The sequence below is a fragment of the Spiroplasma culicicola AES-1 genome (genome assembly GCF_000565175.1).
Lineage (GTDB): Bacteria > Bacillota_I > Bacilli_A > Mycoplasmatales > Mycoplasmataceae > Spiroplasma_A > Spiroplasma_A culicicola.
Genome location: NZ_CP006681.1, coordinates 194799 through 209692 on the forward strand (window position 1 = coordinate 194799; position 14894 = coordinate 209692).

The following is a 14894-nucleotide window of genomic DNA, read 5'->3' on the forward strand; positions in this document are numbered from 1 at the left end:
TATGAATAAACCACAAATTACAAAAGAATATTTGGATAATATTAAAAAGGATATTAACTATGATTTAATTCCTTATGATAAAAATAAAGCAAAAACTTCAAATTTTAGTACTAATAAAACACAATTACCAAATAATGGAGTTAATAGAACTAAATTAGCTACAATTAAAGATGCAATTCTTGGTTCGGGTTTAAAAAGTGGAATGACTATATCATTTCACCACCACTTTAGAAATGGGGATAAAACTGTAAAGTTAGTTTTAGAAGTAATAAAAGAACTTGGGATTAAAGATTTGACTATTGCAAGTAGTAGTTTTACAGATGCACATAACTTTTTAGTTGATTATATTAATGAAGGATATGTGAAAGCTTTACAATCATCTGGTTGTAGAGATACTCTTGGAAAATTTATTTCAGGGGGTGGTTGTGATACACCGTTATTAATTAGAAGTCATGGTGGGCGTGCAAGAGCAATTGAATCAGGTGATCTAAAAATTGATGTAGCATTTATTGCTGCAAGTGCAGCTGATGAGATGGGAAATGCAAATGGGATGATGGGAAAATCTAAATGTGGTAGTTTGGGATATGCTATTGTAGATGCACAATATGCAAATAAAACCATAATTATTACAGATAACATTGTGCCATATCCAAATGAAATTATTTCAATTCCTCAAACCAATGTTGATTATGTTGTTGAGGTTGAAGAAATTGGAGATCCAAAAGGAATTATGAGTGGAGCTATCAGATTAACTACTAATCCAAAAGAAGAATTGATAGCACATAATGTTACTAAAATAATTACAAACAGCCAATTATTTAAAAATGGATTTTCAATTCAAATGGGAACTGGGGGAGCTTCTTTATCAGTTGTCAAATATCTGAAAAAACATATGATTGAAAGAGAAATTAAAGCTAGTTTTTGTCTTGGGGGAATAACTTCACACCAAGTTGATTTATACAAAGAAGGATTAGTAGATGTTTTATTAGATACTCAATGTTTTGATTTGCCTTCTGTTGAATCAATATATGAAAATAAAAACCACATTGAAATCTCTGCATCAATGTATGCAAATCCTCATAATAAATCACCATATGTTAATAAATTAGATTTTGTAATTTTGAGTGCTTTAGAAGCAGATGTAAATTTCAATGTTAATGTTATGACTGGAAGTGATGGAATTATTAGAGGAGCTTCAGGAGGACATTCAGATACTGCTGAAGGTGCCAAAGTTTCTATAGTGTGTATGCCCACAATTAGAGGAAGATTGAGTTGTATTGTAGATAAAGTTAATACTATTATCACTCCAGGTAATACTGTTGATATAATAGTTACAGATTATGGTATAGCTGTTAATCCATTAAGAAAAGACTTACTTGATGAATTAACTCAAGCTGGAATTAAACTTGTAACTTTAGAAAAAATAAAACAATTTGCAGAAGGTATTGTTGGAAAAGCAAAAGAAATAGAATGAGATTATAGTAAACCAGTTGCTATTATTGAAGCTAGAGACGGATCAATTTTAGATATAATTTATAAAGTAAAGGATTAAATGTATGTTAAATGATATTTTAGAGGCTCGTGAGAAGAGAACATTATTTTTGAAAAGTAAACTTGAAAATCATGAATTTGTAATAACTTTTTCTTTAAATATTCCTGGAGATAATAAAAATGGAAGAAACAAGAAGAATTTTATTATTAAATATTTTCATGAATATATAAGTCAATTAAATAAAAAATATAATGCAATTGATTATGAATTTTTAAGTGATGCAGCAGGTTATGCTTACTATTTAATGGTTGCTGATGGTGACCCTTATGAAATTAAAAAAATGTCTTTACAATTTGAAGAGTCTCTAGGAGAAATAGGATACTTAATTGATATAGATATATACGAAAGCAATTTCAAAAAAATTTCACGACAAGATTTAGCGGAATTTCCACGAAAATGCTTTTTGTGTGAAAAACCAGCAAAGGTATGTGCGTTTAAACAAACTCATACATATGAACAATTGAATAATTTTATTGATAAAAAATTATTAGAAAAAACAATGTTTGTACTTTCTAATAAATATATTTATGAAGATATTGTTAATAAAGTTACTAAAGGAAAAATTAAAGCTGGAGATAGATTAAAAGAAAATAATTTAGCACAAGAATATGGAGTATCTAGAACTAAGATCAGAGAAGTTTTAAAAGAACTTGAAGATGTTGGTTTAGTTGTCCAAAAGAAAGATGTAGGAGCTGAAATTAAAACTTTTAGTCAAATGGAAATTATAGAAATTACAGATATTAGTATCAGTATTTATAAAATATTATTTGAAGATGTATTTTTGAATTTAACAGATTATGATTATCATATTATTAAAGGTATATCTGATAATTTAATTAAAATTGATATTTTAAATTACGATTTAATTTTAAGATGAGCAAAAAAATTTAAGAATCTATTATTTTCATTATCAAATAAACAGTTTACAAAAAAGCAATATGTTAAAATGGAATGTATCTTGAGTCCAATTTATTACAAAGTATATGTTCAAATCTCAAAAGGTAAAACTAATTTAAAAGAAGAGCAATTAGACATATGTAATGCCTTAATGCAAAAAGATTATCATAAATATATTGAAAAAGTTAATGAGTATTGTAATAAACTAAAGAAAATATTTTTGGAGATGTAATTGTGAATGAAATAAGTTTTGATTTTATAAATTTAAAAAATGAAAAAACTAAATTAGAAGTTGAAGATTTCTTAAATCATTTTGATCTTAAATATACAAAAGTAGATTGTACTATTGTTGCAAGAGTTAAAAATAAAATTATTGGTGTTTGTAGCAAATTAAATAATTTAATTAAAAATGTTGCAGTAGCAGATGAATATAAAGGAATGAATTTATTAAATTCTTTATTAACATTAATAATTAAAAAAATTAATGAACAAAATTTTAAAAATGTTTTTGTAATTACAAAATTTATAAATAAAAAAATATTTTTAGAGATGAATTTTAAATTAATTTATGAAAATGAAAATATTTCTTTTTTAACAACAGATGATAGTGAATTTAAAAAATATAAATTGTACATTGAAAGTTTTAACTTAAAAGGAACAATTGGTGTAATAATTATGAATGCAAATCCTATGACAAAAGGCCATTTAAGCTTAATTGAAACTGCAAGTTTACAAAATGATCATGTAATTATTATTCCAGTTAAAGAAGAAGGATCTTTATTTACATATAAAGAAAGAGTTAATATCATTCAAAAAAATATTGTACAGTTTAATAATGTTATTTTAATTGAAGGAACAGAATTTTTAGTTTCAAAAAACTTCTTTCCAAGTTATTTTATAAAATCAGATGAACAAACAATTATTGAACAATGTAAACTTGATGTAAATATATTTTGTAGTTTATTTTCAAAATTTCTAAATCAAGTTACAAGATATGTAGGAGAAGAACCATATTCACAAACAACAAAAAATTATAATGAAGTTATAAAAGAAATTTTAAATCAAAAGGATATTGGAATTAAAATAATTAAACGAAGTGAATTTAATGGTCAAGCTATTAGTGCATCGAAGGTAAGAGAATTAATTTATAAACAAGATTTTGAATCTCTAAAAAATTATGTAACTAAATTAACATATGAATTTATTACAAGTAAAGAAATTATAATTCGTGCAAAAGAAAATCCGGACATGGTTTTTAAAAAACATTAATAATTAATATTTTTTAAAAATAAGACAAGGACAAGTAAATCAGCTGCACCTCCAGGAGAAATATTTTGCAAAATATAATTTTGATTAATTTTAAGTATTTCTTTTTTTGATAATTTCTTTTCTAAAATATTATTTAATAAATAATTAAAATCTTCTTTAACCAAAAGATATTTTTCATAACCTATCTTTTGAATTAAAGTTGTATCATCAATTTTTTTTGAAATGTATAAAAGTAAAGCCAGTAACTTATAATTATTATTTAAATTTTTAAAAAAAGAATATGATTCAAAAACAACTTGATAACCATCAATTGCATTATCAATTGCATGTTTTAAATTATATCTTTTAGTTAATTTATATGAATTTGAATTTAATTGTAACTTTTTCAGTGGTTGACAAAAATCTATTATTGTTGTTTTTAAATCTACTTGATTAATTTTGTGAATTAAAAAACAATAATAAAATATTCCTATACAAAAAATTAAACCTTTATGAGTATTGACATTATTTGTTTTAATAAACATTTGATTTTCAAAATTATAACCAATTGTTTTTAAATCATTAAAGCTATTAATTTTGTCAATTGAAGATTCTATTTCAATTAAATATGGTTTAAAAATTGTAAAACTCTTTTTAAAGGTTTTATAATTCATATCATTATGAGAACCTGAATTAACTTTTGAAACTAAACCTAATGAAGGAAAAAAAGAATATTCTTTCTTAATTGCCTTTAAAAGTTGAGAACGATATTTTTTGAACATAATAAACCCATCCATTAATCATATTAATAATTATATTATATAAGGAGAGAACATTTATGAATAATATAGAAAAACACATTCAAACATTAGAACAACACAAATTATCAACAATTGTTAGAACAAATGATTTTGATCATGCTTATAAAATTATAAAAGCAAGTCATGATGCTGGAATTAAATTTATTGAAATTACTTTAACAACACCAAACGCTTTAGAATTAATAAAAAAATGTAGAGAAGATTTTCCTGATTTATTAATTGGAGCTGGAACAGTATTAACTATTGAAGATGCAAAGAAAAGTTTAGAGTATGGTGCACAATATTTTGTATCACCAATTGCTGCAGTTGAATTAGTTAAATTTTCAAATGAACAAAATATTTTATGCATTGCAGGTGCAATTACACCAACAGAAATGTATAGTTTGTGATCTGCAGGTGCTCAAATTATTAAATTTTTCCCTGCCAATTCAATGCCAAAAGATTATATTAAATTAGTTCATAATCCTCATCCAGAGTTTAAGTTTATTGCAACCGGGGGAATTGATAGTACAAATATCTTAGATTATCTTGAAGCTGGTTGTGTTGCAGCTGGAGTAACTGCTGACCTTGGTGGAGCAGATATTTCTAAAAGCTATGAAGAAATACTTGAAATTGCAAAAAAATATATAAAAATTGTTGCTAATGCAAAATAAATTATTATTACAATTAAAAGATGTTGAACATGTAAACAAACATGGACTGCAATTACAAAAAATAAATTTAAAAATTCATGAACGAGATGTTATTTCATTGGTAGGTTCTAATAATCAAGGAAAAGATATTTTAGCAAAAATAATTATTCATGATTTATTTCCAACTGCTGGTTTTGTTAAATATGGATTTGATGACAAAGAAATATATAAATATCTTGGTTATCAATTTAGACATAATACATGACCAAATGGTTTTAAAACAAAAGATGTTCTTGATTTGTATAAGATTATGAATAATATTACAGATGATGAATGGTTAAATCAGTTAATTGAATTACTTCAAATTAATACATTTATGAATAGAGAATTATCTAGTTGTAGTTATGTTAAGTTAGAGTCATTTTCTTTATTTTTAGCTTTAATAAAAAAACCAAAAATTTTATTAATTGATACTTTATCATCTGCACATGACATTGTTGAAAAAACAAATATAATTAATTTTTTAAGAAATTATTCTATTGAAAACAATGCTTCAATTATATTTATTAATTCTGATGAACAACTTGTAAGTGAGATATGTAATCGTATTATTACAATTGATCATAGTACAATTATTGATGATTTTAAAATTAAGCCTGATTTTAATTTTCACGAATATCATTTTAAAATTTATAGGCAATTAAATGATCCAAAATATTTAAATAAGAGAGAAGATATTAATAATGATATCTTGAATGAGTTTAATAATTTTGAGGATTCTTTTAAAGAATCAGAGTTACATTTTCTTAATTTATTAATTAAGAATAAAAATACTGAAATACAAATCAATTTTAAAAATTTAATATTTCACAAAGAACAATTAAAATTACTTATTAAAAATCTGATAACTAGTCAAATTAATAATAAGGAAATAAAAAGAATTAAAGAAGAAGTCAAAAGAATTAATCATTATGACAAAAATGTTTGAAAATTAGTTAAACATAATTCAAACTTATTATTACCATATAATGAATTACATGTTAATTATTTAGAATTTTTAAGAAACACTTTTAAGAAACATTTAAAAAGAAATACATTGATCATCAATGGCAATAAAATAAAAATTCTAAATAAAGATAAAAGCAAAGAATTTAAACAAATGAAAAAAAGAATCATAAAAGAAGAACTATTAAAATTTAAAAACTATTAGGTTAAAAGATGAAATTTTTTAACCAATTAATTTATATGCAATGAAAAAAATATTGAAAACAAACTTTCAATATTTTTTCAGGAACATTATTATCAATTATAATAGTTTTTCTATGGATGGTTGTTAGAATTCAAACACTATCCCTTTATGATCCATATATATTTGCTTCCTCAATTGCTGTAATTTCAATTAGAAATGGAACTCAAACTTTTGTAACAATGGTTGATGAAATTGATAGATTTATTAATATTAAAACTTCATATTTAACTTTAAAAAATAGATTTATATCATTATTTAGTATTATTATATTTAATCAGATAATAAATTTAATAAATATATTAATATTGCTAATTATTTTTTTACCTTTTAAAGAAATTAGATCTTCTTTTAATAATATTAACTGGTCAATGACTATTGGGGGATATGTTTTACTAATTATGACAGCAAACGTAATTTCTTATTTATTAATAATGATTATTAAAAAGAATGAATTTGTAAGAATAATAATTGAAATAAATTACTTCTTGGGAGTATATTTGGTAGGGTTAGTTGTTCCATATGAATTGGTTTATAATCATAAAACATTAGTTGTCATGAGTTATTTTGTATGATATCGTTATGCTACAAATATCTTTTGTTCAGGTTATATTAATGCAACAAATTTTGATTTTGAAGGTAATAATATTCATGTAGATTTTGGATATAATAATGACAACAAAATTGCTTGAGTAGTTGCTGCATTAATTTTAGTTTTGATCATTATTATGATTGTTATTATTAAAATAATTAAACATAATAAAATAAAAAGTGTAAATAAAAGAAACTATAAATATATGAAAAAACAATTGTTTGATTTTTACAATTCTTTTAATACAAAAAAGGAACTAGAAGCGTTCTTAAAAAAACAGGCTGGTGATAAAAATGAATAAAAGAAGTTTTAAGAAGTTACTTTTACTTGAATTAAAAATGTTTCTTTATAATCCTTTGTATGTTTTCATGTCTTTAATTTTGTCGCCCTTACTAGCAATTATTTGATTTATTTTAAAGGATGCAGATCCATTTGTGGTGCCTTCTACAATTGCAGGCCTTATTACAACAAATGCAACTCTAGTTTTTTTCAATTCACTTGTAAATAAAAAGAAATATCAATTTGAACGTAGATTAATTAATAAAGTTTCATTAAATTATATTTATTTTTTTGCTTCATTAACATTTAATTTATTTTTAAATATTGTAGGAATTATTATTATTTTTGTAATTGCATGTTGCAATACTAATCAAATTCTCCATATTATAAATATTAATTGAATAATATTTATTTATAGTTTATTAATATTTTGATTAACAACTATTTTAATTACATATATTGTTTATTGTTTAATTGAAAGTGAACAATTAGCTATGGCTATAATCACAATGTTTTATGTAGTTACTTATAATTTAATGGGGTGTACTTTTCCATTTTATGCAATTGTTGATATAAATTGAATTAATGCTATTTTATATATATTTTTAAACAGATATTCTTTAAATCTTATTCAAGTAGGTTATGTAAATGCTCTAGATTTAAATTATATTGACCAACTAAATAAGGGTAAATATAATTTAAATTGACAAATTGGCTCATCATTATGAATAATGATAGCAATTACAGCCATTATAGTTTCATGTTTATTAATAATAGTTATTATTCATAAAGCAATTAAACGTTCGTATATAAGAAATATTAATAAAATTACATATATCAAAAGTCTAAAAAAGGCAAAAAATATTGAAGAATTAACAGAAATTAGACAAAATTCTAAAAATTTTATTTATAAAGAGCAAAAATAAGTAATATTTTTATATTGTTTTTTTGCTTTTGAGTACTAAAATAAATTCAATTAGAAAACATAATTTGTTACAATGAAAGGAAAAAACTATGAAAAAGATATTAACAATAATTGGTGGTTTTTCATTAATTGCAATTCCAACTGCTTTTACAATAAGTTGTTTTTCCGGCGATATGGGTTTTAAGTCAACTATGAGCGATCATTTGTCAGAAATTTTTATGGAAGGTACACCTGAGACTATAACAAAAGATGAAATATTGACCGAAATCTATAAAAAATATGCTCTTAATACAGATGAAACTAGAAAAGGAATAATTTTAGGAGAAATTATAAAGGTTGATAATACTACAGCAAAAGTAGATATAACAATTACTATTGAAAGTCCTATCTTTTATGCAGAACAATTTACTATGACAATTAAGTTTTTAGATGAATAATATTTTTAAAATACAGATCCTTTAAAGATCTGTATTTTTTATCTAAAAACAAATAATAATCAAGAAACATAATAAATGGACTATATTTTTATCAATGTTATAATAAAATGGACTTAAGCATAGGGGGATATAATAATGGGTAAAATCATAGAAAATGATGGAACAAAAGAATTATTCTTTGATTTTTCTTATATTCAAAATGTTATGTTTAAAGATAATTTAAATCAACTTGATTTAATTATTGAGAAATTAGGCATTGAAGGTATTAATTCCTATCAAGAATTTCAAAATTTTTTAAGAAATTCAAGAATCAAACAAGCGTTTATTTGTTTAGTAGATGATAAAACAAGAAACATTGGAAAAAAAGATAATAATTCAATATATGATGCAATTATTAGACTTGAATTAAATTCAACTAGTCAATTTAAACTTCCAAAAGAGACATATTTGGGCTTTTTTGTAAATATTAATCCAAGAACTCCTTATTTAACAATTACTTCTATTTTTGAAACTCGCTTAAAACCAATTGTTCAAGAATTTGAAAGTACAATTAAAGAATCTGGAATTCAAATAATTAAGTATCAAGGTCAAATTCAACCAGATGAAATTTTAAGAAGAAATGTTTTAAATTCATCAAATATTGGCGATATTGGTAAATTGGTATCAACCTTTGAAGAAGAAAAAAATAAATGACTAAGCTATTTGGATTTTTCAACTGAACTTTTAAATATTCAAAGAAAAAACTCGCTTCCATATTTAGGATGTGAAATTGTAGAAGCAATTAAAGTAGATAAAAAAGTTCTAGATAAAAGTCTATTGGAAAAATCATATGAAAATTTTAAAACAAAAACATATGTTTATTTTCCAATTAATTTAGAAGCCCAATTAAAAAGTAAAAACATTGATTATGATTTAGTAAATGTAGTTGGTTTAGATATTTTAGTTGATGATATTCAAAAACTTGAAAGAATCAAAAAAATTAGTGAACTAGCATTAGTCCCTTTTAGAATGAATAAAGCTTTACCCCCAATTTATAGTCTTCAAAAAGATATTGAAGAAATTTTTAATTTTGAATTTGAAAAAGTTCAAGATACAAGTTCAATTGTTAATTTAAATTTAATGTTAGGTGTTCAAAACAATTCAACTAGTTTACTAAATTATTGACAAGAAAAAAGAGAAATTATTTTTGGTGGACAAAAAGATTTTGAAAGTATTCAAAAAGATTTTTCAAAAGAATTAAATGAATGAAGTATAGTTCGTCTAAATTATGAGATTGAACAAACAATTGAACTAGACTTATTTAAAGTTAAAAACAATATTGATTATTTATCTTCAGGTTATCTTGCTTTTGTTGGAATTGGAGAAGATGTTTTAATTGATAGAAGTCGTCAAGTTTTAAAAAGAATTGCAGAGGGAAATACTAAAAATCCATATCTTGTAAATTATTTATTTAATACTAAACTAGTGCAGTTAAGTGAAACAACAAACGAAAATCAAATTAGTGATGAAGATTTTAATTTCTCACTTAATTTAGAACAAAAAGAAGCAGTTAAAAAAGCATTGAATTCTAAAGATATGTTTATTTTACAAGGACCTCCTGGAACAGGAAAAACTCAAGTTATTTGTGAAATTATTTATCAGCTTGCAAAATTAAATCGCAAAGTTTTAATTTCAAGTCAAAACCATGAAGCAATTAAAAATGTAGTTGATCGTTTACCTTTTGAACCAAATATTAATCGAATTAGATTAACAAATCAATTAAATACAAAATCAAGAAGTGCAAATAATTTTTCACCTGAAAGAACAACATATAATTATTACAAATCAATTGCAAAATCAATGTTTGATGATATGGCAGTTGGTGAACAAACTATTAATGAATTTAAAATTATTGAATCAAAGTTAGAAGGTTTAATTAATAGCAGTAAAGGTTTTCATCAAAGCAATACTCAAATGAGAGATGTGCAAACTCAAATTGATGATTTAAATAATAAAATAAGTGAATTAAAAAATAATGAAATAAATACAATTCAAATTAAAAATGATTTAAAAGATGAATTACTTTATATTGATAATTTAATTGAAGTTTTAAATACATTTGATTTTAATGTTTCAATTAATATTTCAAAAAGAATTAAAGCAGCTTATGAAACAGAAATCAAATTTGATTTTGATCAGTTTATTTTAAATAACATTGATCAAAATATTGATGAAGACAATATTTTTGAAAAACTAAAAAAAGCTTGTCAATTAATAATTTTAAATGATGAAATTTTTATTGATATTCAAAAATCAAAAAAACAAGCACTTGAATTTAGAAGACAAGCTGAATTTGAATTAGCAGATAGTGAAGAACAAAAAGCAATTGGTTTTGAAAAAATTTTATATCGTAATCCTGTTGTAGTTAATTTAATTGAAATTTTAAATCGTTTTAAAAAAGTATTAGAAAATTTAAAAGTTGATATTGATTATGAATTAAATAAATTAAAAACTAATGAAAATGATGAATTACAAATTAGTGCACTGGAAATTCAAAAAAATGAATTACAAGTTACAAGACAAAAACTTGCAGCAATGGCTGGAGATAGTAATAAAGAGTTAAGAGAATTAATTAAATTTGTTAATAATAAATTTAAAATGAATTTGGGAATTACTGATGTTGATCTTGAACAACAAGTAAAAATTGAACTCGATAAATATAAAAGCAAATTAGAAATAAGTAAGCAAAAAAATACTGAGTTTAAAAGTTTTTATGAAAATGTTTCATCATATTTAAAAACAAGTTATGGAATTACAAATAATTGAGAACAAGAAATTGCAACAAAAGATTTCTCAAATCAAATGATTCAAGAAACTAAAAAATATACAAATTCAATCATTAATAATTTAGTAAATGTTTATGCAATGACTTTAACCTCAACAAATTTATTTAGATTTAATAAAGATGAATATGCCAAAAAAATGGGACTTGAAGAAATTAATTTACGTTCAATGGATGTTGATGTTGTAATTATTGATGAAGCTTCAAAAGCAACATTATTAGAAATTTTAATGCCGTTAGTTTATGGGAAAACATTAATTTTGGTTGGAGATTATCGTCAGTTACCTCCAATCTTAAAATTACAACCAAGTGATGTTGAATTAGTAAATGAAATGACAGGACAAGACTATAACTTCCAAGAATTATATGAGCTATTAGACAAGTCTGCATTTAAAAATTTAATATCTGCTAAAAATAAATCAATCACTACAATGTTAAAAACTCAATATCGAAGTCACAGACAAATCATGGATGTTGTCAATAAATTCTATGATAATGAATTGCGCGTTGAACCTCAAGTTAGTGATCAAAAAGAACACGGAATTATTGTTAAATCAAATGATGGCAATGAAATAATTAATGCTAAAAGTTCAGTTTATTGAATTGATTCAACATTTAATCTTAATGGTGATATTCATTTTGAACAAAGTGAAGAGTATTCAACAAGTTTATTTAATGATTTAGAAATTAATTTAACCATAGAGACATTAAGAAAATTGGATCAATCAATTGGTGAACAGGAATTTAAAGTAAAACCAAGTGTTGCAGTTATAAGTTTTTATGGATTACATGTTGCAAAGCTGCAAAGAGAAATTAAAAAAATAAAATTACATAATATGGATTTAATTGTCAATACAGTTGATGACTTTCAAGGTAAAGAAGCAGATTATGTAATTGTTAACTTAGTTAGAAATCCAGAAAGGCTTTCTTCAACTGGGGGAAGAGAATTTTTGAAAAAATATGAACGTATTAATGTTGCATTCAGTCGTGCAAGAGAATTATTAGTTATAATTGGAGCACAGCGTGCTGTTCAAGATATAACTGTACAAATTCCAACAGTTAATGATCCAAGTATTTCAAATACTTATGAAGTTTATGCAGACATCATTGCCAAAATTAATTTTGATGGTGGGCTATTAACTGTAAAAGATATTTTATAGGAGGTGTTAAATATGATATTTGATAAAGTAGAGATTCAATATGACAAAGTTTGTTTACCTATCAAAATAAAATATTCTGAAACTAGAAAACCAACGTTTATGGAATTTTTAATTTTGTCAATTATTTTAGAACACCCTAATACTAAAAGTAGTTTAAAAACAATTTTAAATAATGAATTTAAAATTGTAAATACAGATTTATTTGAAAGAGCATTAAAAGATTTAATAGCTTTTAAAGTTATTGAGTTAAATAAAACTACAGCTGGATGAAGTACACTGGGAATTAATTTAGAAATTGAAAAAATGCAAATTAATCCATTACTAAAAGAACAATTTAATAGAAAAGAATATGTCATATCTCAATCAGATAAGAACTTAGATGTTAAATGATTTTATGATCCGATTATGAATGGTTTTGAAATGTTACGTGAACCAGACTGAGATAAAAGAATTAATGGTGTGAAGTTATCACATAAATTAGAATTAAATTCAACTGGTGAAAACTTTTATACAGAAAATAATATTTTAACGTATGCACAAAAATTTATTCAACAGAAGCCAGAATATTTTGGAGATAATGCAGTGCTTTCAAGAATTGAATTGAATAATGAAATTGGTTTAGAAGATTTAATGTTGGCAAAACAATTAACTACAAAAGTTGCTTGTGCAAATGAAGTATGAATTGAAATTTTTGATAATGATACATTTAAAGTAAGAACACAAAATTCATTTTTAGAAAATCATTTTAGAAATAATATTAATGCTTCTTCAGAAATTGTTAAAGATGTTTTAAATAAATATTCAGAAAAAATTAAAGATCGTTTTGTTCCAAAAAGAGTGTTTGATGTTTCAAATAGTTTTATTAAGGAACCAGATATTATTTCAAATATAAATGTTAGAACAAATTGAAATTTACTTTTAATTAATGGTCAAGATATTTCATCAACAAATAAAATTTTAAAAAGTAAGGATTTAATTTCTAATGTAAATATAATTGTCTTTTATAATTCAAAATCAAATAATAAAACAATTGAAGTAATTGATGGTAAAATTGTAGCTTATGTTGAAAGTTCAAATGATGAAGTTTTAAAAAATAATTCTTTGATTTATTTAGATTCAGAAAACAATTTAACAGCATTTGCAATTGTTGATAAGTTTATTTCAACAGTTAATGAAAATATTCCAGTAATATATGCATATAAAAATAGAAGTCAATTAAATTTAGAAAAAGTATTTGAAGACAATTTAGAACGTCTATTAGAAAATTATGAAACAGAATTGTATAAAGAAAATTTAGAAGCATCAACAATCATGTTTACCTTCTTAAAACGAATTGGACTTGAAAAGAAATTAACAAGTATTTTAAAAGAATATTTATACAAAGATTTAGATACTGCAAAATTATTTTATAAATTAAATAATTTCTTATATAATTCAAATAATCATCAAGCAAGCTTATTTTTAGAAAAATGTTTAGCACAAGTAATTGTAGAAGTTTCTAAAGAAAGAAATTCAGAACAAGTTATTGAATTAATCAATAAATATAACTTTAAAAATACTTCAATATTATTAAAAATGATTAATTATTTAGAAATTGATGATAATATTGAAACTATTTTTAAATTGAATTCTATTTTAGATGAAAGAGACATTGATGGATGAAAAGCAAACATTAGAAATTGTTTGATTCAATTATTAAATTATTCAAAAGAAAATATGAGATCTGAACTTTTAGATACTCATAAATATAAATCAAAAACTTGAAATGAACATGCAAATGTAATTAATAAAATAGGAACTATTACAAAGAATTTATATAGTGAAAACTTTGAGTTTGTGGAAAACAAATATGGAGAAATGCTTTCTGCAGTTGTAGATTTAATTAAATCTCACAACTCATTAAAAGAATATAAGCAATATCTATGAAATCTTTCAGGTTGTTTAACAGACTTTTATTCTCATTATTATGAATATAAAAGAAATATGATGGAAAATTCAGATTCTAATTTAGTAGAATACAAAATTCAATTAATTGCTGGAAACTTTATGGTTAAAATTGAAGATGCTTTAGATAACTTAATTGATCTTAAAGCACAAAAATTACCAATTGAAATTAAAGTAGAATGAGCAAAACATGTTGAAGATAAAAGAGATGAAGTTAATACAATTCTAAAAAAAGATGACACAATTTTAAATGAAGCATTGAATTTAATTTTTGGTAAAAGAGATAATTTTACACAAGAAACACTATTAAAATATCAAAAAAGATTTGGAGGGTACTAAT

Annotated in this window: 11 protein-coding genes; 10 read left to right on the forward strand and 1 reads right to left on the reverse strand. The window is 23.1% G+C overall.

Annotation, left to right across the window (positions count from 1 at the left end; genetic code table 4):
* The first annotated feature begins 1 nt into the window (after position 1).
* From citF to SCULI_RS00925, 3 genes are read left to right on the forward strand one after another with little or no spacing between them, the layout of a single operon-like run.
* The gene (gene citF, locus SCULI_RS00915) at positions 2-1552 is read left to right on the forward strand and encodes a citrate lyase subunit alpha (RefSeq protein ID WP_025362753.1); all 1551 of its coding nucleotides are present in this window, start codon (positions 2-4) and stop codon (positions 1550-1552) included.
* 4 nt (positions 1553-1556) lie between these two features.
* Positions 1557-2681, forward strand: coding sequence for a citrate lyase holo-[acyl-carrier protein] synthase (gene citX / locus SCULI_RS00920; RefSeq protein WP_025362754.1), 1125 nt, complete (start codon positions 1557-1559; stop codon positions 2679-2681).
* A 2-nt stretch (positions 2682-2683) separates the two neighbouring features.
* The gene (locus SCULI_RS00925) at positions 2684-3718 is read left to right on the forward strand and encodes an adenylyltransferase/cytidyltransferase family protein (protein WP_025362755.1); all 1035 of its coding nucleotides are present in this window, start codon (positions 2684-2686) and stop codon (positions 3716-3718) included.
* Here the strand turns inward: SCULI_RS00925 and SCULI_RS00930 are convergent.
* Positions 3715-4479 carry a triphosphoribosyl-dephospho-CoA synthase gene (locus SCULI_RS00930; RefSeq protein ID WP_025362756.1) on the reverse strand — a complete coding sequence of 255 codons (765 nt, stop codon included), beginning with the start codon at positions 4477-4479 and terminating at the stop codon, positions 3715-3717. The two genes, SCULI_RS00925 and SCULI_RS00930, sit on opposite strands and share 4 nt — an antisense overlap.
* Before the next feature lie 56 nt (positions 4480-4535).
* On the opposite strand from SCULI_RS00930, the gene SCULI_RS00935 reads away from it, so the two are divergent.
* The 7 genes from SCULI_RS00935 (at position 4536) to SCULI_RS00965 (ending at position 14893) form a co-directional block, all read left to right on the forward strand.
* Positions 4536-5171: a bifunctional 4-hydroxy-2-oxoglutarate aldolase/2-dehydro-3-deoxy-phosphogluconate aldolase gene (locus SCULI_RS00935; RefSeq protein ID WP_025362757.1), complete on the forward strand. Its 636-nt coding sequence runs from the start codon at positions 4536-4538 to the stop codon at positions 5169-5171.
* Complete coding sequence (locus SCULI_RS00940) at positions 5161-6360, forward strand: ATP-binding cassette domain-containing protein (RefSeq protein WP_025362758.1); 1200 nt, start codon at positions 5161-5163, stop codon at positions 6358-6360. Before SCULI_RS00935 ends, SCULI_RS00940 begins: the two co-directional genes overlap by 11 nt.
* Before the next feature lie 8 nt (positions 6361-6368).
* Positions 6369-7289 carry a hypothetical protein gene (locus SCULI_RS00945; protein WP_025362759.1) on the forward strand — a complete coding sequence of 307 codons (921 nt, stop codon included), beginning with the start codon at positions 6369-6371 and terminating at the stop codon, positions 7287-7289.
* On the forward strand, positions 7282-8193 hold the full coding sequence (locus tag SCULI_RS00950) for a hypothetical protein (RefSeq protein ID WP_025362760.1): 912 nt from the start codon (positions 7282-7284) through the stop codon (positions 8191-8193). The genes SCULI_RS00945 and SCULI_RS00950 overlap by 8 nt, the downstream gene beginning before the upstream one ends.
* An 88-nt stretch (positions 8194-8281) precedes the next feature.
* Complete coding sequence (locus SCULI_RS00955) at positions 8282-8629, forward strand: lipoprotein (protein ID WP_025362761.1); 348 nt, start codon at positions 8282-8284, stop codon at positions 8627-8629.
* A 135-nt stretch (positions 8630-8764) separates the two neighbouring features.
* Entirely contained in the window at positions 8765-12610 is a 3846-nt protein-coding gene (locus SCULI_RS00960) for an AAA domain-containing protein (RefSeq protein ID WP_025362762.1), read from the forward strand.
* 12 nt (positions 12611-12622) lie between these two features.
* Positions 12623-14893, forward strand: a complete 2271-nt coding sequence (locus SCULI_RS00965) for a hypothetical protein (RefSeq protein WP_025362763.1) — start codon at positions 12623-12625, stop codon at positions 14891-14893.
* Position 14894 lies beyond the last annotated feature (1 nt).